The organism is Pseudomonas triticicola, assembly GCF_019145375.1.
In the GTDB taxonomy this organism is placed as follows: Bacteria; Pseudomonadota; Gammaproteobacteria; order Pseudomonadales; family Pseudomonadaceae; genus Aquipseudomonas; species Aquipseudomonas triticicola.
This window is the reverse complement of record NZ_JAHSTX010000001.1, coordinates 243,383-262,097: the sequence shown is the minus strand read 5'-3', so window position 1 is coordinate 262,097 and position 18,715 is coordinate 243,383. Positions and strand designations below refer to the sequence as shown.

The window sequence follows — 18,715 nt, the reverse complement described above, 5'->3', positions numbered from 1 at the left end:
GGCCGCTTCGCGCCCCAGCGGGGGTGAATCCCCTCGCCACAGGGCTCGCTTCTACAGGTTGTGTTTACAGATTGACGACATTGACGAAACGCGAAGCCGCGGTCTCGTCGATCTTCAGGCTGGTGAAGTCAAACAGGTTGCGGTCGGCCAGTTGCGACGGCACCACGTTCTGCAGGCTGCGGAAAATCGATTCGGTGCGGCCCGGGGTCTTGCGGTCCCAGTCCTGGAGCATTTCCTTGACCACCTGGCGCTGCAGGTTTTCCTGCGAGCCGCAGAGGTTGCACGGGATGATCGGAAATTGCTTGAGGTCCGAGTAGGCCTGAATGTCCTTCTCGTTGCAGTACGCCAGCGGGCGAATCACCACGTTGCGACCATCGTCGGCGCGCAGTTTCGGCGGCATCGCTTTCAGAGTGCCGTTGAAGAACATGTTGAGGAAGAACGTTTCGACGATGTCGTCGCGGTGATGACCGAGGGCCATTTTCGTCGCGCCGATTTCGTCAGCAAAGGTGTACAGGGTGCCGCGACGCAGGCGCGAGCACAGCGAACAGGTGGTCTTGCCTTCCGGCACCAGTTCCTTGACCACCGAGTAAGTGTCCTTCTCGACGATGTGGTACTCGATGCCCAGTTCTTTCAGATAGGCCGGCAGCACGTGCTCAGGAAAGCCCGGCTGTTTCTGGTCCATGTTCACCGCGACGATGTCGAACCTGATCGGTGCAACCTTCTGCAGGTGCATCAGCACGTCAAGCATGGTGTAGCTGTCCTTGCCCCCGGACAGGCAGACCATGACCTTGTCGCCGTCTTCGATCATGTTGAAATCGGCGACCGCCTCGCCGGCCAGGCGGCGCAGGCGCTTTTGCAGTTTGTTCTGGTTGACCGTAAGAGTGCCCATGACGCGAAATCCGTGAGGTGTGACGAAAGGCCGGCATTTTACGCAAAAACCCCGGTAGCGCGAAGCATCTGTGGCGAGGGGAGTTATCCCCGCTGGGTTGCGAAGCAGCCCCAAAACCTGAGAACTCGTAATGCCTGGCACTGCGCGGTGAATGGCTTGGCGACTGCTGTGCAGCCGAACGGGGATGAATCCCCTCGCCACAAAAGAGTTTCGACCTCAACAATGCCTTCCCCTCAAGACCCCGAGGCGATTAAGCCTCATGTTTACAGCGCAATTTGCTCTAAGTTGGCCATACCGGTGCGCTGGAGTCCTTTCTATACTGCGACATAAGGTCGCACACATCTAAAGACCTGTATTTGCTCGGCCATCTTGGCCCGTAGGCGCTCCGTTGGGGGGCGATGGCAATGACAAGAGGAGTGAATGGCATGATCCATCACGTAGTGGGACTGTTTACCCACCCCGATCAGGAATGGAAGGAGATCCGTGGCGACCAAGAGGAAAGCATCAGCCACATGTACCTGACGCACACGCTGATTCTGGCGGCGATCCCCGCTGTCTCGGCGTTCATTGGCACGACCCAGGTCGGTTGGGTGATCGGCAATCGCGCGCCGGTGATGCTCACGTTTGAAAGCGCCTTGTGGATGACCATCATGTCGTACCTGGCGATGCTCGGCGGGGTCGCGGTGATGGGCGCCTTCGTGCACTGGATGGCGCGCACCTATGACGCCAATCCAAGCCTGGCCCGTTGCGTGGCGTTTGCCACATACACCGCGACACCGTTGTTCGTCGGCGGTCTGGCGGCGCTGTATCCGCACATGTGGCTGGGGATGATCGTCGGCACAGCGGCCATCTGCTACACGGTGTATCTGTTGTATGTCGGCCTGCCGACCTTCATGAACATCCCTTCGGATGAAGGTTTCCTGTTTTCCAGCTCGGTGCTCGCCGTCGGCCTGGTGGTGCTGGTGGCGATCATGGCGTTCACCGTGATTGTCTGGGGCCTGGGTGTCGGCCCGGTCTATACCAACTGACCTGTTTCCTGCCTGAGAAAAACAACATCTGCCAATACAGGCCGCCGCAAGGCGGCCTTCTCGTTGGGCAACGACCATTCGGCAGGTCGGCGATTCGCAAGTCGCCGGGGTTGCGGCATACTCGGCGTCCCTGGAGATCCATCAAGCATGCCCGAGCAACTCAATACCCGCGTCGAAGATTGTTACCAACTCGCTGAATCCTTTTTCAAACGCTCCTTCAAACGCCCCGTCGTCAGCCTCAAGCTGCGCGGGCAGAAAGCCGGTGTCGCGCATCTGCACGAGAACCTGCTGCGCTTCAATCCGCAGCTGTACCGGGAAAACACCGAGCACTTCCTCAAGCAGACCGTCGCTCACGAAGTCGCTCACCTGATCGCGCATCAACTGTTCGGCGACCGCATCCAGCCGCATGGCGAGGAGTGGCAACTGATCATGCGCGGCGTCTACGAACTGCCGCCGGACCGCTGCCACACCTATGAAATCAAGCGGCGCAGCGTGACCCGCTACATCTACAAATGCCCGTGCCCCGACAGTGATTTCCCGTTTACCGCCCAGCGCCATGGCCTGGTGCGGCAAGGGCGGCGGTATCTGTGCCGGCGCTGCCGCAGTACGCTGGTGTTCAGTGGTGAAATGCGGGTGGAATGACAGTTTTGTAGAGTATCGGCGGGCCCCTTCGCGAGCAGGCTCGCTCCCACAGGGGAATGCATTTCAATGTGGGAGCGAGCCTGCTCGCGAAGGCGGCGGCATGAGCGCTACAGAATCACCCTGGCCGAACGCAACTCGGCGATCCGCTCAGCACTCAACCCTAACTCCCCCAACACCTCGTCCGTATGCTGCCCCAACCCCGCGCCAACATGCCTTGGCTCCGGCAACGCCTCAGAAAATTTCAACGGACACGCCATCTGCGCCTGCGTCGTGCCATCGCCGCGCGGCACCTGAGTCACCAGCTTCCGCGCCTGCATTTGCGGATGGCGCAGCGCCTCGCCCAGACTCAATACCGGCTCGACACAGGCATCGACCCCGGCGAACAACTCACACAGTTCTGCAAAATCATGCCGTTCGAATTCGATGCGCAACGCCTCTTTCAAGGCCTGTTGTTGCTCAGGCCTGGGCGATAACCCTTGCGCCGCCAGTTCCGGCCGGCCCAGCGCCGTGCACAATTGCTGCATGAAGGCCGGCTCCAGACTGCCCACCGACATCCAGCGCCCATCCCGGGTGCAGTAATAATCGTAAAAGCTGCCGCCATTGAGCATCTGGTCTTCCCGACCCGGTTCCACGCCGCAGGCCAGATAGCCCGCGCCGGCCATGGCGTTCAGGCTGAACGCGCAGTCGGTCATGCTCACATCCAAATGAGTGCCCTGCCCGGTTTGCTGACGGGCAATCACCGCTGCCAGCAAGCCGATCACTCCGTGTAGCGAGCCGCCCGCCACGTCCGCCACCTGCATGCCCAACGGCAACGGCCCGCTGTCGGCGCGTCCGGTGTAGCTGGCAAGCCCGGCCAGCGCGAGATAGTTGATGTCATGCCCGGCGCGTTCCTTGTACGGCCCGGTCTGGCCGTAACCGCTGATCGACACATAAATCAGCTTTGGATTGATCGCTTTCAACGCTTCATAACCCAAGCCCAGACGCTCCATCACCCCGGGGCGAAACTGCTCGAGCACGATGTCGTAGTCGCCCAGCAGTTGCTTGATGATCTGCAGCGCTTCGGGCTGTTTCAGGTCCAGCGCCAGACTGCGCTTGTTGCGGTTGAGGTAGGCGTGACTGGCCGAGACACCGCCATCATGCGGCGGCAGCACCCGCAGCAGATCCATACGCGTCGGCGATTCGATGCGCAGCACCTCGGCGCCCATGTCCGCCAGCAGCAACGAGGCGAACGGCCCCGGCAGCAAGGTCGAGAAATCGAGAATCTTCAGTGAGGCCAGCGGTGCATACATGGGCAAACTCCTTGGGCGATGCACTCAGCCTAGGCAGCCATTGTCGATGCGGCAATCACCGCAAATGTCAGCAGGTGTGACCGTTGCGCTCAAATCCTGGGCAAGAAAAAACCCGCCGAAGCGGGTTTTTCTGTGCAAGCGATGCTTACTTCACATTGCTCGGGGTTGGGCCTTCAGCCACACCCAGGTCATCTTCTTCACGCTCGTCGGAGATACCGCGACCGCCGGAAGCCAGCTCGGTCTGCAGTTGATCGGTGTCCAGTTCCTTGACCCACTTGGCGACGACGATGGTCGCAACAGCGTTACCGACCAGGTTGGTCAGGGCGCGGGCTTCGGACATGAAGCGGTCGATACCGAGGATCAGCGCCAGACCGGCAACCGGCAGGTGACCTACCGCCGACAGAGTAGCGGCGAGGACGATGAAGCCCGAACCGGTCACACCGGCCGCGCCTTTGGAGGACAGCAGCAGCACCAGCAGCAGGGTGATCTGGTGGGTGATGTCCATGTGCGTGTCGGTCGCCTGGGCGATGAACACGGCGGCCATGGTCAGGTAGATCGAAGTACCGTCGAGGTTGAACGAGTAACCGGTCGGGATCACCAGACCCACGACGGATTTCTTCGCGCCCAGACGCTCCATCTTGATCAGCATGCGTGGCAGTGCCGATTCCGACGAGGACGTGCCCAGTACGATCAACAGTTCTTCACGGATGTAGCGCACCAGCTTGAATACGCTGAAACCGTGAGCCCGGCAGATCGCACCCAGCACCAGCACGACGAACAGAACGCAGGTGATGTAGAAGCAGATCATCAACTGGCCCAGTTGCACCAGCGAGCCGACACCGTAGGCACCGATGGTGAACGCCATGGCACCGAACGCACCCAGTGGCGCCAGTTTCATGATCATGTTGATGATGTTGAACATCACGTGGGCGAAGCGATCGATCATGTCCAGCAGCGGACGACCGTACGAACCCAGGCGATGCAGGGCGTAGCCGAAGATCACCGAGAACATCAGCACTTGCAGGATGTCACCGGTGGCGAACGCGCCGACGATGGTGTTCGGGATCACATTGAGGAGGAAACCGACAATGCTCTGGTCTTTACTGGCCGTCACGTAGGTGGCGATTTTCGAGGCGTCGAGGGTGCTGACGTCGATGTGCATGCCGGCGCCCGGCTGCACAACGTTGACCACGACCAGACCGATCAGCAGGGCAATGGTGGAAACGATTTCGAAGTACAGCAGCGCGTAGCCGCCGGTCTTGCCCACCGACTTCATGTTCTGCATGCCGGCGATGCCGCTGACAACAGTACAGAAGATGATCGGGGCGATGACCATTTTGATCAGCTTGATGAAGCCGTCACCCAGTGGCTTGAGGGCCACACCGGTCTGCGGATAGAAGTGACCAAGCAGGATGCCGATGGCGATGGCAACGATCACCTGGAAATACAGGGATTTGTACAGTGGCTGACGAGTCGTCATTGCAGGTTTCCTCAAGCGTCCAGCGGCAACATCCATCTGTCGAGCGCTGAACCTTAATTGCGAACCCTCCTGCACTGGAGGGATTTGTTGTTGGAACGGCATTCTTCCCGGTGGGAGAAATGCACGCTTCTGTCGCTTGTATCGCAAACGTCGTGCCAGATTGGTGCGAATGGCAGCAAGCCTTTTGATATCAGGGGCTGGGGGATTTTCCTGTCACCAATCAGTGACTTGAGGTATGGCGGATTTCCGCCAACTGAGCGTTCGGCGTCCTGCAATTTGGCGGAAATCCGCCTTGTGGCGTTGCCGGCCCGCCATTACGATCGGTGCATGAACAAGGATTGCCGCTTATGCGCGAACGCACCATCGCCAGCCATTTCGCCCGTGCCGCTCTTGGCGGCGCACGCCGGCGCGGCCTGGATTATTCAGGCCTGTTGCAGCAACTGGGGATCAGCCCGGAGTTGCTCGACGAGCCCCGCGCGCGCATTGCCCCGGAGCAGTTCACCCGGCTGATTCAAGGGCTGTGGCTGGCGCTGGACGACGAATACCTGGGTTTCGGTAATGCCCCGAGCAAGCCCGGCAGCTTCGCCATGATGTGCCACGCCTCGATTCACTGCCGCAACCTGGAGAAGGCTCTGCAACGTGGCTTGTTGTTTTACAGCCTGTTCCCCGACGCCCCACGCCTGACCCTGCGTCGCGAAGACGACTGGGTGCGTTTGAGCCTGGACGACGCGCAGTTGTGGGACCCGGATCATTTTCTCAGCGAGAGCCTGTTGGTGATCTGGCACCGCCTCGGCAGTTGGCTGATCGGCCAGCGGATACGCTTGGAGCAAGCGACTTTCAGCTATCCGCGCCCCGAGCACGGCAGCGAATACGACCTGCTGTTCCCCTGCCCGCTGACCTTTGATGCCGAGCAAAGCAGCCTGCTGTTTCACAGTCGCTATCTGGCCATGCCGCTGTTGCAGGACGAACGCACGCTCAAACATTTTCTCGAACGCTCCCCCGCGGACCTGCTCTCACGCCCGGACGACGGCGACAGCCTGAGCAGCCGCCTGCGCCGCTTGCTCAGTCGTGACGCTGCGCACTGGCCTGATCTGGAAGCCGTCGCCGCGCATTTGCATATCAGCCCGCAGACCTTGCGCCGGCATTTGCGCGAGGAAGGCAGCAGTTTTCAGGAGCTGAAAGATCAGCTGCGGCGGGATATCGCCATCTATCATCTGGGGCGGGCGGATTTGTCGTTGCAGCAGATTGCCGAGCAGCTCGGATTTTCCGAGCCATCGGCGTTTCACCGGGCGTTCAAAAAATGGACAGGGCTGACACCGGGGGCTTATCGGGCACAGGAGCAATGAGGCGCTAAATCAAAAGCCCCTCACCCTAACCCTCTCCCGGAGGGAGAGGGGACTGATTGGGGGATGCTTGAGAAATACGCCGACCTGCAAGCTCTCTATTGAATCCATATTCGCTGCAAATCGCTCAGGTCGATAATTTTCCAAAGACACTTCGGTCAGTCCCCTCTACCTCTGGGAGAGGGTTAGGGTGAGGGCAGCTCGCAATCACACCGCAGGAAAATGAATCCTGAACGCCGCCCCGCCCATCGGTGAATCGCCCAAAGCCAAACGCGCGTTGTAGCTTTCGATGATGTCCTTGACCACCGCCAGCCCGATGCCCTGCCCCGGATGCTGGGCATCCAGGCGTTCGCCGCGTTCGAGAATCCGCGCGCGCTGATCGAGTGGCACGCCCGGGCCATCGTCCTCGACACACAACTCGATTCCGGCCAGTGACTCGCGCACGCTGACCCGCACTTCGCCGAGGCACAGGCGATAGGCGTTTTCCAGCAGGTTGCCGAGCATTTCCAGCAAGGCGCCCTGCTCGATCGGCACGTAGCAGTGCTCCGGCAGATCAAAGGTCACGCGCACGTGTTTGTCGCGGTAGACCTTGTCCAGCGTATCGCAGAGGCTTTTGAGCACCGGTTGCAGGCGCACCTGATGGCGCACCAGACCGCTTTTGCGCAGGCTGGCCCGTTGCAGTTGGTAGCTGATCTGCTGGCTCATGCGTTCGATCTGACTTTGCAGGACCCAGGCCTGGTCGCGGTCTGCGGGGCGCTGGGCCATGTCTTCGCTGACACCTTGCAGCACCGCCAACGGGGTTTTCAGGCTGTGGGCGAGGTCGTCGAGGGAGTCGCGGTAGCGACTGCGTTGCTGGCGTTCGCTGAGCAGCAAGCGGTTGAGCGAGCCGGTCAGGCGCAGCAGTTCACGCGGGTGTTTTTCCGTCAGGCTTTCGCGAGTACCGCCTTCGATTTCGTCGAGTTCCTGGCTCAAGCGGCGCAAGGCCTTAAGGCCCCAGGTCAGGCCGATCCATAACAACGCCAGCAACACCAGCAAGGCCGCGCCGAAGCCCAGATAGAGATTTTCGCGCAGGCCTTCGAGGGTGGTTTCGTATTCACGCACCGGTTGCAGAGCGACGATGCTGAACGCTGCGCTTTTGCCGCCGAGCAATTTGACTTCGACGTCGTAGACGAAGAACTCCTGACCGCTGGCTTCACGGATCCGCGCGAACTCGTTGCCGAGGCCGTCGTAACGCGGTTTGTAGTTGATCTGTTCTTCCTGGGTGGCCTTCGAGCGCCACACCAATTTACCGTCGCGGTCGTAGATATAGCCGAGCAAGCGGAAATCGGTGAGATTGAAGCGCTCGTCGGGCAATTGCGACGGCATCACCAGCCGACCGTTTTCCACCCGCGCGGCGGAGATCAGTGTGGTGACGTCAGAGGCCAGCCGTTGCTCGATAGAGTCCTGCAAGGCAAGGCTGAACGCGCCCTGCATCGCCGGCAGCAAGGCAAGCATGAACAACACCGCCAACGTGGTGGCGGCGAGCATCAAGCGAACGCGAAGGGAACGGATCAAGTGCAGCGCTCATTGAACAGGTAGCCAAGGCCGCGCACGGTGTCGATCGGTTTGAACCCGGCCGGGCCTTCGAGTTTGCGGCGCAGACGGCCGACCAGCACTTCGATGACATTCGGATCGCGCTCGTCGTCATCCGGATACAGCTGCTCCATCAAGCGATCCTTGGGCACTACCTGCTGATGGTGGCGCATGAGGTATTCGAGGATGCGGTATTCGTAAGCGGTCAGCGCCAGCGGTTGTTCATCGAGGCTGGCCTGTTTGCGATTGAGGTCGAGCAGCAACGGCCCGGCAACGATGGTCGACTGGGTGAAACCGCTGGAGCGCCGCAGCAATGCGTTCAGGCGTGCGTCGAGTTCTTCGAACTGGAACGGCTTGACCACGTAATCGTCGGCACCGGCGGCGAGGCCTTCGACCTTGTCCTGCCAGTTGCCGCGCGCGGTGAGTATGAGGATCGGGAAGGTTTTGCCGCCCGAGCGCAACTGGCGGATCAGGTCGAGCCCGCCCATGCCCGGCAGGCCGAGATCGATCACTGCCAGATCGAAGTTGTACTGGCCGGTCTGGTACAGCGCCTCCTCGGCATTGGCCACGGACTCGACCACGTGACCGCTCTCCGTCAGACGGGTTTGCAGGTGATGACGCAACAGCGCCTCGTCTTCGACGACCAACAGTTTCATGCTTTTCTCCCTATCTCTTGAACTCTCCAGGCAACTACCTGTGGGAGCGAGCCTGCTCGCGAATCCGGTGGATCAGCCAAGCAAGTGTCGGCTGATACACCTTTCGCGAGCAGGCTCGCCCCCCACACTTCAAACTGCGACAACCGCTTAGAAATAGTAGTTGGCCGACAGGTAGGTCTGCGCGCTGCTGGTCAAGTCCAGCGAGCCCTGTTTGCTGCCGCCGCTCTCTTTCATTTCGGTGCTGGCGTTGCTGCGCAGGTAACGGTAACCGAGTTCCACCGAGGTGTTCTGCGAAACCTGCTGCAACACACCGACCTGACCACCGATGGCGTAACCGATATCGCTGTCACGGCTGAAACCTGGCGAATCCTGCGTCAGCTTGGTCAGACCGGCCGTGGCGCCACCGAACAACTTGGTGCTGCCGCCCACCGGGTAGAACAGGTCATAGCTGCCGAGCAGATTTTCCTGGCGCAGTTTAACGCCATTGTGCGAGCCGGAAACGTTGTCGTAAGTGGCGTAGTAGCGGCCCTGGCTGTTTTGCTGACCGAGGCGCATGCCGTAGGTGTTGTTGCCGTCGATGGCCCCGGTGACGTTGGGGTTGCCGAGGTTGTTGTTGAGCGCGTGGGACTTGTCGATCTTGTCGCTGGTCTGGCCGAACGTCAGGCCGGCGAAGTTGCTGGTGTCGTCGGCGTTCGCCGCGATGCTGGAGCCTAACAGGGTAAAAGCCAGCAGCAATTTGTTTAAACGAGTCATGGGTATTTCCTCTTTCACAGTGCTGTTTGGGTATGGCGCAAGGTTACTGAGCCGCCCCTGTACGGCCCCTGAACCGTCTCTGAACCTGACCTGAACCGGATCGACTAGGCTGTTCTGACCACTTTCAATAAGGAGACCCGACCATGCGCCTGTTCCTCGCCCTCACTTTGCTGGCGGTCAGCAGCTTCACCCAGGCTGCGATCAAGACTGAAGAAATCCCCTACCAAAGCGCCGACGGCAGCCAACTGATCGGCTACTACGCCTATGACGACGCGATCAAAGGCCCACGCCCCGGCGTTGTCGTGGTCCACGAATGGTGGGGGCTGAACGATTACGCCAAGCGCCGCGCGCGGGATCTCGCCGAACTCGGCTACAGCGCGCTGGCCATCGATATGTACGGCGAAGGCAAGAACACCGAGCACCCGAAAGACGCCATGGCTTTCATGCAGGCAGCGACCAAGGACGCCGATGCCGCCAGTAAACGTTTCGCCGCCGGGCTCGATCTGTTGAAGAAGCAAAAGCAGACCGACCCGAACAAAATCGCCGCCATCGGCTATTGCTTCGGTGGCGCCGTGGTGCTGAATGCGGCGCGTCAGGGTGTGCCGCTGGCCGGCGTGGTGAGTTTCCATGGCGCGCTGGCAACCAAGACCCCGGCGACTCCGGGCAGCGTCAAGGCGAAAATCCTCGTCGAGCACGGTGCGCTGGACAGCATGGTCACTCAGGACCACGTCACCGCGTTCAAGTCGGAGATGGACAAGGCCGGGGCGGACTACCAGTTCGTCAGTCTGGATGGCGCCAAGCATGGCTTCAGCAATCCGGATGCCGATCGCCTGAGCCATGGCGAGCATGGCGGGCCGGACATTGGTTACAACAAGGCGGCGGACGAGAAGTCGTGGGCGGATATGCAGGCGTTCTTCAAGAAAATTTTCGGTTGAGTCAGTAACGCCGAGGCGCGGCTTTCGCGAGCAGGCTCGCTCCCACACTGGATATCTGTCGCGCAGAAGATCCCCTGTGGGAGCGAGCCTGCTCGCGAAGGCTTCACCGCCGTTCTCGACCTTGCCTCGACTAACCGGCAAAATGCCCGCCATGCATACCACCCCCGCCCTGCCCGCCTGCTGCACTGCGCTCGACAGCCATTGGCCGTTGCCGACGGTCCTGGCCGATACCGTGCTGCTCAGTACCTACTTCGACCCGGCACGCCTGCTTGGCGATGACTTCCAGCGCAGCGCTGTGCCGGCGCCACCGAGCATTCAGCGCTCGGTGGCCAAGCGCCAAGCCGAGTTTCTCGCCGGGCGCATCTGCGCCCGCGCCGCGCTGCAACAACTCGAAGGCCTGAATATCGTCCCACCGATCGGCGAAGACCGCGCGCCGGTTTGGCCGGCGCACATTTGCGGTTCGATCACCCACAGCACTGGCCGTGCGGCGGCGATTGTCGCCAACAAACAGCACTGGCGCGGCTTGGGCATGGATCAGGAAAACCTGTTGAGCCACGAGCGCGCCGAACGTCTGGCCGGGGAAATTCTCACCCCGGCGGAATTGCAGCGCATGGCGGCGGGTTCTCAGGAGCAACTGGCGCTGCGGGTGACCCTGACGTTTTCGGTCAAAGAGAGTTTGTTCAAGGCGCTCTACCCGATCGTGCAGCAGCGCTTTTATTTCGAGCATGCCGAAGTGCTGGAATGGACTGAGGCGGGACAGGTCAGGCTGCGGTTGTTGACGGATTTGTCGAGCGAATGGCGCAACGGATCGGAGCTGGAGGCGCAGTTTGCAGTGCAGGATGGGCAGTTGCTGAGTCTGGTCAGCATTCCTGCCTGAAGTTTTGCATTGCCTGTTATGGCGCCTTCGCGAGCTGGCTCGCTCCCACAGGGGATTGCATTTCAAATGTGGGAGCGAGCCTGCTCGCGAAGGCGGTATCCCGAATCTCAGCGGCGCTCCTGATTCCTCGGCCAGCTCAGACTGAAGCACGCCCCACCCAGACTCTTGCTCTTGCCAATGATCGCGCGGCCGTCGTGCCAGTGAATGATCCGCCGCACAATCGACAGTCCCAGACCATGCCCGCCCGAGGCCCGCGTGCGGCTATCGTCCAAGCGCAGGAACGGCGTGAAGATCCGCTCCCATGCCACCTCCGGCACGCCCGGCCCGTCGTCCTCGACGTCAATCCGGCAACGCAACTGACCGACCTGATAACTCACCGTCACCTGCGAATGCGCATGGCGCATCGCGTTGCCCACCAGATTCTGCAGCGCCCGATGCAAATAACGCGGCTCGGCCTCGACCCAGGCGCCGTCGTTGTCGGCCGATGACAGACACAATCCGCGCTGTACCGTGACCTCGGCGCGCAGCGGCGCCAATTCTGCGATTACCTGATTGACCAGCGCATCCAGATCGATGCGCTGGAAGGTCAGCGCCGGCGAGCCCTGCTCCAGGCGTGCGTAAGTGAGCATCTCGTCGACCAGCTTATCGAGGTCTTCGATGTCGTGATCCATGCCTTCGCGGTATTTTTCCAGCGCCTGCGGAGTGGTGGCCGTGCCGATCATTTCCAGACCGAAACGCAGCCGCGCCACCGGCGTGCGCAGTTCATGGGATACCGCGCGCACCAGTTCACGCTGGATCGCCAGCAACTGTTGCAAGTGCTCGGCCATGCCATTGAACGCCAACGCCAGCCGCCCGACCGAGTCGGCACCGCGCGCCGGCACACGGGTTTCCAGGCTGCCCTTGGCGATGCGCGTGGCCGCCGCTTCGAGGCCGCGCAAACGTCGCTCGAGCTGACGCACCAACAGATAAACGATAAGGCCGATCAGGGTCAGACCGAGCGCGGCAATCAATACCAGCCACTCCGGCGGGTACGGATTCATCTGATACAGCGGGCCAATTTCCAGCACCCACGGCGTGCCAACCATGCCGGCAAACACACGGATCGAATCGCCGCCCTTGCCCAGCGCCATCACCGTATCGCCCTCGGCTACGCGGCGGCTCTGGTCTTCGTCCATGTCGGCGTCATTTACCGTGACCAGACGCAGATCGAAGCCAAAGCCCTTTTCCTGTTTTATCTGCGCCAGACGTTTGGGCTGTTCGCCGACCGGTACCCGCACCAGTTCATCGGCCAGCAGGTAAATGGTCGCCCGGGCCAGTTGCTCGCTGATCTGCTGCACCTCGCCCACCAGCATCATTTGCTCTTTTTCGCTGATCAGCCGATAGACCTTGGCCGCGTGAGGCCCGGTCTGCTCGACCAGCGCCTGACCGCGCAGCACACGGGTGCGCTGGGCCAGATCAAGGTCGGTTTCAGAGAATTTCTTCAGCGTCAGCGGAATACCGAGCAGCCGCTCCCACACCAGCAGCGCGCGATGGCGTTCGGTCTGGTTCATCGGTTGCAGATTGTCGGCCATCAGCGAGAAGGTGCCGTGGGCCAGGCGCTCGCGGTATTGCTCGCTGCGCACCTGATTGAGCAGGTTCAGCGCCAGCACGCCGAGTACCGCCACCAGAATCAGCGCGGCGCACATGCCGCCGTAGATGCGCAGGAAGATCGAGTTCACAGCGCCAGGTCTGCGCAGGCTTCCGGGACGAACAGGTAGCCTTTGCTGCGGATGGTCTTGATCAGGCGCGGATGGTCGGGGTCGTCGCCGATTTTCGGGCGGATGCGCGAGATGCGCACGTCGATTGAGCGGTCCTGGCCGTCATAGCCAATGCCGCGCAGGGCAGTGAAGATTTCTTCCCGGGACAGAATCCGCCCGGCGTTGGACACCAGCAGCCACAGCAGGTCGAATTCGGCGCTGGTCAGCTCGATGCCGTTGTCGCTCAGCCAGGCTTCACGCAATGCGTTGTCGACCACCAACGGACCGAATTGCAAACGCCGGGATTTTTCCGCGGCCGGCTCCGGTGTGTCACTGCGGCGCAGCAACGCCTGGATGCGCGCCAGCAACAAGCGCGGACGCACCGGTTTGCACACATAGTCGTCGGCACCGAGGTCGAGGCCGTGGATCTGATCAGCGTCATCGGTGCGCGCGGTGAGCATCAGGATCGGCCCGTCGTACTGGCTGCGCACCTTGCGGCAGATGCTCAGGCCATCCTCGCCGGGCAGCATCAGATCGAGGATCACCAGATCCGGCTGCTCCTTGATGATCCGCGCCGCCGCCAGCGCGCCGTTGCCTTCGATCTCCACGCGCAGGCCATTGGCTTGCAGGTAATCACGGGTGAGCTCGGCCAGTCGCTGGTCATCCTCGACGATCAATACCTGCCAGGTTTGTTGCTCCACCGGTGACCTCTGCTTGCTGTTTTTATTCAAAGAAGAAAGACAATCGCCTGACACGGACAAAACCTGTGGGAGCGAGCCTGCTCGCGAAAGCGTCTGTTGCACCAGCTCAGTGGTCAATCGATTCGCGAGCAGGCTCGCTCCCACAATCCTGCGTGTACCTCCCGATCATCTGTCATGTTTCAGGAGGATAAAAATGCCCATGCGCCCAGCGATTGTATAAACGCCGCTCACCCGGAAAACAAGTCGGTAAATGCGTTCGGACAAGGCGGAATTCTGTGATAGGGTTCGCGCCCTTAAAAAACCGCTGAAGCGTTTTTCCAGGCAAAAAAACAGTGACAAACGGTCTGGCTCAGCAGGTTCGCGGCCTACACGCGTTTTCCCTGTTTCTTACACAAATTACGCACAGGCTTATCCACAGGTAGTACGTTGCAATCCCCCCCTGAAACGCATTATCTTGTAGCACGGCGAAAACGGAGACCCTACATATAGGGTTTTCACCTAAAACGCCCAACCACATTTCAGACCTGAAACTCAAGTGCTTTATGGCCAGTTTCCGGTAGAACAAGCGAGTTTTTTCAAGCCCAAACCGCACTGGCGGATGGCACCGTTTTATTTGGTCCGAAACGGACAAAACGGTATGGGTGTTGCAGTCATGACTGCCACCCGCGAAGGAATTCGGTAGCGAGCTTCGGTTTGCCACCAAAACTTCGGCAAGGATGCGGCGTTGCAGCCTTTTTCCTACTGTTCCGAAGTTTGTAATGCCGACGCCCGTCGGTTGCAGTGCTTCGGTACAGAACGGTGAGCACCATGACGGTGCCAAACAAACATAGAGAATGTGGAGACCACCCCCCATGCAAACCGACACAACTCGCGAGAACCCGCAGGGCACCTTGCCGCAGGCCGCCGATTCGACTTCGGATCTGGCAGCCACCGCGCCTGGCCAGCTGCGCGTGATCAAGCGTAATGGCACTGTCGTTCCTTACACCGATGACAAGATCACCGTCGCTATCACCAAAGCGTTCCTCGCAGTTGAAGGCGGCACCGCTGCCGCCTCGTCGCGAATCCACGACACCGTTGCGCGCCTGACCGAACAGGTCACCGCGACCTTCAAGCGTCGCATGCCATCGGGCGGCACCATCCACATCGAAGAAATCCAGGACCAGGTCGAACTGGCCCTGATGCGCGCCGGCGAGCAGAAAGTCGCGCGTGACTACGTGATCTACCGTGACGGCCGTTCGAAAGAGCGCGCAGCGCACGCTCCTGCCGAAGCAGCAGTCAACGCGCACCCGTCGATCCGCATCACCCGCGCCGACGGCAGCCTCGCGCCGCTGGACATGGGCCGCCTGAACACCATCGTTACCGAAGCCTGCGAAGGCCTGGAAGAAGTCGATGGCGACCTGATCCAGCGCGAAACCCTGAAGAACCTGTACGACGGCGTGGCCCTGACCGACGTCAACACCGCCCTGGTGATGACCGCCCGTACCCTGGTCGAGCGCGAGCCGAACTACTCGTTCGTCACCGCCCGCCTGCTGATGGACACCCTGCGTGCCGAAGGCCTGAACTTCCTCGAAGTCGCCGAAAGCGCCACCCATCACGAAATGGCCGACCTGTACGCCAAGGCCCTGCCGGCCTACATCGCCAAAGGTATCGAGTTCGAACTGCTGAACCCTGTGCTGGCCACCTTCGACCTGGAAAAACTGGGCAAGGCGATCAACCACGAGCGCGATCAGCAATTCACCTACCTGGGCCTGCAGACCCTGTACGACCGCTACTTCATCCACAAGGATGGCGTGCGTTTCGAACTGCCGCAGATCTTCTTCATGCGCGTGGCCATGGGTCTTGCGATCGAAGAGAAGCAGAAAGAAGACCGTGCGATCGAGTTCTACAACCTGCTGTCCTCGTTCGACTACATGGCTTCGACCCCGACGCTGTTCAACGCCGGTACCCTGCGTCCACAGCTGTCGAGCTGCTACCTGACCACCGTGCCGGATGACCTGTCGGGCATCTATCACGCGATCCACGACAACGCCATGCTGTCGAAATTTGCTGGCGGCCTGGGCAACGACTGGACGCCTGTCCGTGCGCTGGGTTCTTACATCAAGGGCACCAACGGCAAGTCGCAAGGCGTGGTGCCGTTCCTCAAAGTGGTGAACGACACCGCTGTGGCCGTGAACCAGGGTGGCAAGCGCAAAGGCGCTGTGTGTGCCTACCTGGAAACCTGGCACATGGACATCGAAGAGTTCATCGAGCTGCGCAAGAACACCGGTGATGATCGTCGTCGTACCCACGACATGAACACCGCCAACTGGATCCCTGACCTGTTCATGAAGCGTGTCTTCGATGACGGCAAGTGGACCCTGTTCTCGCCATCGGAAGTACCGGACCTGCACGACCTGACCGGTAAAGCCTTCGAAGAGCGCTACGAGTACTACGAAGCGCTGACCGAGTACCCGGGCAAGGTCAAGCTGTTCAAGACCATCCAGGCCAAAGACCTGTGGCGCAAGATGCTCTCCATGCTGTTCGAAACCGGCCACCCATGGCTGACTTTCAAAGACCCGTGCAACCTGCGCAGCCCGCAGCAGCATGTCGGCGTGGTCCACAGCTCGAACCTGTGCACCGAGATCACCTTGAACACCAACAAGGACGAGATCGCCGTTTGCAACCTGGGCTCGATCAACCTGCCGAACCACATCGTCGACGGCAAGCTCGATACCGCCAAGCTGCAACGCACCGTGAACACCGCCGTGCGCATGCTCGATAACGTGATCGACATCAACTACTACTCGGTGCCGCAAGCGAAGAACTCCAACTTCCGCCACCGTCCGGTCGGTCTGGGCATCATGGGCTTCCAGGACGCTCTGTACCTGCAGCACATCGCCTACGGCTCCGACGCTGCCGTCGAGTTCGCCGACAAGTCGATGGAAGCGGTCAGCTACTACGCGATCCAGGCTTCCTGCGACCTGGCCGACGAGCGCGGCGCCTACGAGACGTTCAACGGTTCGCTGTGGTCCAAGGGCATCCTGCCACTGGATTCGCAACAGATCCTGATCGAGCAGCGCGGCGAGAAGTACATCGATGTCGACCTGAAGGAAACCCTCGACTGGGCACCGGTTCGCGCCCGTGTACAGAAAGGCATCCGTAACTCGAACATCATGGCCATCGCACCGACCGCGACCATCGCCAACATCACTGGCGTTTCGCAGTCGATCGAACCGACCTACCAGAACCTGTACGTGAAATCGAACCTGTCGGGCGAATTCACCGTGATCAACCCGTACCTGGTTCGCGACCTGAAGGCTCGCGGTCTGTGGGACTCGGTCATGATCAACGACCTGAAGTACTACGACGGTTCGGTGCAGCAGATCGAGCGCATCCCGCAAGAACTCAAAGAGCTCTACGCGACCGCGTTCGAAGTGGACACCAAGTGGATCGTTGACGCCGCCAGCCGTCGTCAGAAGTGGATCGACCAGGCCCAGTCGCTGAACCTCTACATCGCCGGCGCATCGGGCAAGAAGCTCGACGTGACCTACCGCATGGCCTGGTACCGTGGTCTGAAAACCACCTACTACCTCCGTGCCCTGGCCGCGACCAGCACCGAGAAGTCGACCATCAACACCGGTAAGCTGAACGCTGTTTCCAGCGGCGGCAACCACGGCGACGATTCGGTCCTGGCCGCTCCGGCAGGTCCGGCGCCAGTGCCAAAGGCCTGCGCGATTGACGAGCCGGATTGCGAAGCTTGCCAATAAGCTGAGCTGAGATCAGGCGTTGCGAGACGCCTGAAATCTTCAGGCAAAAGAAACCCCCGACAGACTGCTGGTGTGTCGGGGGTTTTGTTTTTTGGGGGTTTGGGGTTCGGGTGAATATCCGTTGCTGCGGTAACGGCTTCTTATGGTTTCGCTCTTACAGCGAGTCACCTTTTCCAAACGCCGGAGTGCCGGCCCAGCGAAAAGGTAACCCAAAAGGCTTTGTCCCGGCGTACGGCCCGCTCGCTGGGGCTCGGGGTACCTTCGTTACGGGATCGCTCCGGGCGCAGCGCCTCCGGTTTGCTTCGCTGCACCTCCTCTCGCTGTGTTTGGCTGCGCTCCCACGCCCGGATCAATCCCGTAACGAAGCCTGCCGAAGGGGCGGAAGGTCAAAAGCCGGAGCCAAAGCAAGCCAGATCAAGAGCCCCTCACCCTAGCCCTCTCCCGAAGGGAGAGGGGACTGACCGAGTTGTACAGGCGAAGTACGCCGACCTGAGACACCGAGTCGAATGCAAATATGCAGAAGATCAAAAGCCCCTCACCCTAGCCCTCTCCCGAAGGGAGAGGGGACTGACCGAGTTGTACAGGCGGGTACGCCGACCTGAGACACCGAGTCGAATGCAGGTTTTGAACACCACACAGATCGGCCCCCTCTCCCTCGGGAGAGGGCTGGGGTGAGGGGCGAATCCAACACAGATCCAAAGCAGACCACACGCTCTTCACCACTCAACAATGAGCGCAAGCTCGAGTGCCTTTGATCTTGATCCACGGGCGACGTCGGAAGGCTGAGCGGAGGGCTTGATCCGGGCGTGGGAGCGCAGCGACCGTCTGGCGCAGCCAGACACAGCGAGGGGAGGTGCAGCGAAGCAAACCGGAGGCGCTGCGCCCGGATCGATCCCGTAGCGAAGGAACCCGAGCCTGCGAGGGCCGAACGCAGGAGCAAGCCTTTTCGGTTACCTTTTTGGCGTTTGAAAAAGGTGACCCGCCGTAAGGGCGGAACCGTAATCCGCAACACCCGCAAAAACGGATATACCCCCAAAACCCCAAGAACCTGGTCGGCCCAAAGGCCGA

14 protein-coding genes are annotated in these 18,715 nt (G+C 60.7%); 6 read left to right on the top strand and 8 right to left on the bottom strand.

The annotated features are described in order from the left end of the window. Window positions 1-64: 64 nt before the first annotated feature. The gene (gene ttcA, locus KVG85_RS01180; RefSeq protein WP_125917248.1) at window positions 65-889 is read right to left on the bottom strand and encodes a tRNA 2-thiocytidine(32) synthetase TtcA; all 825 of its coding nucleotides are present in this window, start codon (window positions 887-889) and stop codon (window positions 65-67) included. Between the two features lie 425 nt (window positions 890-1,314). Here ttcA and KVG85_RS01175 point away from each other — a divergent pair, with 425 nt between their 5' ends. Continuing rightward, a complete protein-coding gene (locus tag KVG85_RS01175) occupies window positions 1,315-1,917 on the top strand; it encodes a Yip1 family protein (RefSeq protein ID WP_016773629.1) in 603 nt (200 codons plus the stop codon). Between the two features lie 147 nt (window positions 1,918-2,064). Then, window positions 2,065-2,559 (top strand): SprT family zinc-dependent metalloprotease, encoded by a 495-nt coding sequence (locus tag KVG85_RS01170; RefSeq protein WP_024013976.1) that lies wholly within the window; start codon window positions 2,065-2,067, stop codon window positions 2,557-2,559. Between the two features lie 107 nt (window positions 2,560-2,666). Here KVG85_RS01170 and KVG85_RS01165 read toward each other — a convergent pair whose 3' ends face one another. Continuing rightward, window positions 2,667-3,848 (bottom strand): CaiB/BaiF CoA transferase family protein, encoded by a 1,182-nt coding sequence (locus KVG85_RS01165; RefSeq protein ID WP_217862778.1) that lies wholly within the window; start codon window positions 3,846-3,848, stop codon window positions 2,667-2,669. A 145-nt stretch (window positions 3,849-3,993) separates the two neighbouring features. After that, window positions 3,994-5,328, bottom strand: coding sequence for a dicarboxylate/amino acid:cation symporter (locus KVG85_RS01160; protein WP_110646689.1), 1,335 nt, complete (start codon window positions 5,326-5,328; stop codon window positions 3,994-3,996). 347 nt (window positions 5,329-5,675) lie between these two features. Here KVG85_RS01160 and KVG85_RS01155 point away from each other — a divergent pair, with 347 nt between their 5' ends. Beyond that, window positions 5,676-6,674 carry an AraC family transcriptional regulator gene (locus tag KVG85_RS01155; protein ID WP_217862777.1) on the top strand — a complete coding sequence of 333 codons (999 nt, stop codon included), beginning with the start codon at window positions 5,676-5,678 and terminating at the stop codon, window positions 6,672-6,674. 204 nt (window positions 6,675-6,878) lie between these two features. Here the strand turns inward: KVG85_RS01155 and KVG85_RS01150 are convergent, their stop codons facing one another. The 3 genes from KVG85_RS01150 to KVG85_RS01140 form a co-directional block, all read right to left on the bottom strand. Further along, window positions 6,879-8,225 (bottom strand): ATP-binding protein, encoded by a 1,347-nt coding sequence (locus tag KVG85_RS01150; RefSeq protein WP_073472181.1) that lies wholly within the window; start codon window positions 8,223-8,225, stop codon window positions 6,879-6,881. Continuing rightward, on the bottom strand, window positions 8,222-8,899 hold the full coding sequence (locus KVG85_RS01145; RefSeq protein WP_016773623.1) for a response regulator transcription factor: 678 nt from the start codon (window positions 8,897-8,899) through the stop codon (window positions 8,222-8,224). Before KVG85_RS01145 ends, KVG85_RS01150 begins: the two co-directional genes overlap by 4 nt. 147 nt (window positions 8,900-9,046) lie before the next feature. Next, entirely contained in the window at window positions 9,047-9,652 is a 606-nt protein-coding gene (locus KVG85_RS01140) for a membrane protein (protein ID WP_041479569.1), read from the bottom strand. A gap of 143 nt (window positions 9,653-9,795) precedes the next feature. Here KVG85_RS01140 and KVG85_RS01135 point away from each other — a divergent pair, with 143 nt between their 5' ends. Both KVG85_RS01135 and KVG85_RS01130 read left to right on the top strand, forming a co-directional pair. Beyond that, window positions 9,796-10,587 (top strand): dienelactone hydrolase family protein, encoded by a 792-nt coding sequence (locus tag KVG85_RS01135; protein ID WP_122700232.1) that lies wholly within the window; start codon window positions 9,796-9,798, stop codon window positions 10,585-10,587. 151 nt (window positions 10,588-10,738) lie between these two features. Beyond that, on the top strand, window positions 10,739-11,464 hold the full coding sequence (locus KVG85_RS01130; protein ID WP_217862776.1) for a 4'-phosphopantetheinyl transferase family protein: 726 nt from the start codon (window positions 10,739-10,741) through the stop codon (window positions 11,462-11,464). A gap of 107 nt (window positions 11,465-11,571) precedes the next feature. Here the strand turns inward: KVG85_RS01130 and KVG85_RS01125 are convergent, their stop codons facing one another. Then, a complete protein-coding gene (locus tag KVG85_RS01125) occupies window positions 11,572-13,182 on the bottom strand; it encodes an ATP-binding protein (RefSeq protein WP_122707485.1) in 1,611 nt (536 codons plus the stop codon). Continuing rightward, window positions 13,179-13,901 (bottom strand): response regulator, encoded by a 723-nt coding sequence (locus tag KVG85_RS01120; RefSeq protein ID WP_024013985.1) that lies wholly within the window; start codon window positions 13,899-13,901, stop codon window positions 13,179-13,181. The genes KVG85_RS01125 and KVG85_RS01120 overlap by 4 nt, the downstream gene beginning before the upstream one ends. A gap of 851 nt (window positions 13,902-14,752) precedes the next feature. Here KVG85_RS01120 and KVG85_RS01115 point away from each other — a divergent pair. Beyond that, the gene (locus tag KVG85_RS01115) at window positions 14,753-17,647 is read left to right on the top strand and encodes a ribonucleoside-diphosphate reductase subunit alpha (RefSeq protein ID WP_024013986.1); all 2,895 of its coding nucleotides are present in this window, start codon (window positions 14,753-14,755) and stop codon (window positions 17,645-17,647) included. Window positions 17,648-18,715 lie beyond the last annotated feature (1,068 nt).

Excerpts from the sequence above, each read along its gene's own strand:
- ttcA (WP_125917248.1), bottom strand. The coding sequence starts at position 889 with ATGGGCACTCTTACGGTCAACCAGAACAAACTGCAAAAGCGCCTGCGC.
- KVG85_RS01175 (WP_016773629.1), top strand. The coding sequence starts at position 1,315 with ATGATCCATCACGTAGTGGGACTGTTTACCCACCCCGATCAGGAATGG.
- KVG85_RS01170 (WP_024013976.1), top strand. The coding sequence starts at position 2,065 with ATGCCCGAGCAACTCAATACCCGCGTCGAAGATTGTTACCAACTCGCT.
- KVG85_RS01165 (WP_217862778.1), bottom strand. The coding sequence starts at position 3,848 with ATGTATGCACCGCTGGCCTCACTGAAGATTCTCGATTTCTCGACCTTG.
- KVG85_RS01160 (WP_110646689.1), bottom strand. The coding sequence starts at position 5,328 with ATGACGACTCGTCAGCCACTGTACAAATCCCTGTATTTCCAGGTGATC.
- KVG85_RS01155 (WP_217862777.1), top strand. The coding sequence starts at position 5,676 with ATGCGCGAACGCACCATCGCCAGCCATTTCGCCCGTGCCGCTCTTGGC.
- KVG85_RS01145 (WP_016773623.1), bottom strand. The coding sequence starts at position 8,899 with ATGAAACTGTTGGTCGTCGAAGACGAGGCGCTGTTGCGTCATCACCTG.
- KVG85_RS01140 (WP_041479569.1), bottom strand. The coding sequence starts at position 9,652 with ATGACTCGTTTAAACAAATTGCTGCTGGCTTTTACCCTGTTAGGCTCC.
- KVG85_RS01135 (WP_122700232.1), top strand. The coding sequence starts at position 9,796 with ATGCGCCTGTTCCTCGCCCTCACTTTGCTGGCGGTCAGCAGCTTCACC.
- KVG85_RS01130 (WP_217862776.1), top strand. The coding sequence starts at position 10,739 with ATGCATACCACCCCCGCCCTGCCCGCCTGCTGCACTGCGCTCGACAGC.
- KVG85_RS01115 (WP_024013986.1), top strand. The coding sequence starts at position 14,753 with ATGCAAACCGACACAACTCGCGAGAACCCGCAGGGCACCTTGCCGCAG.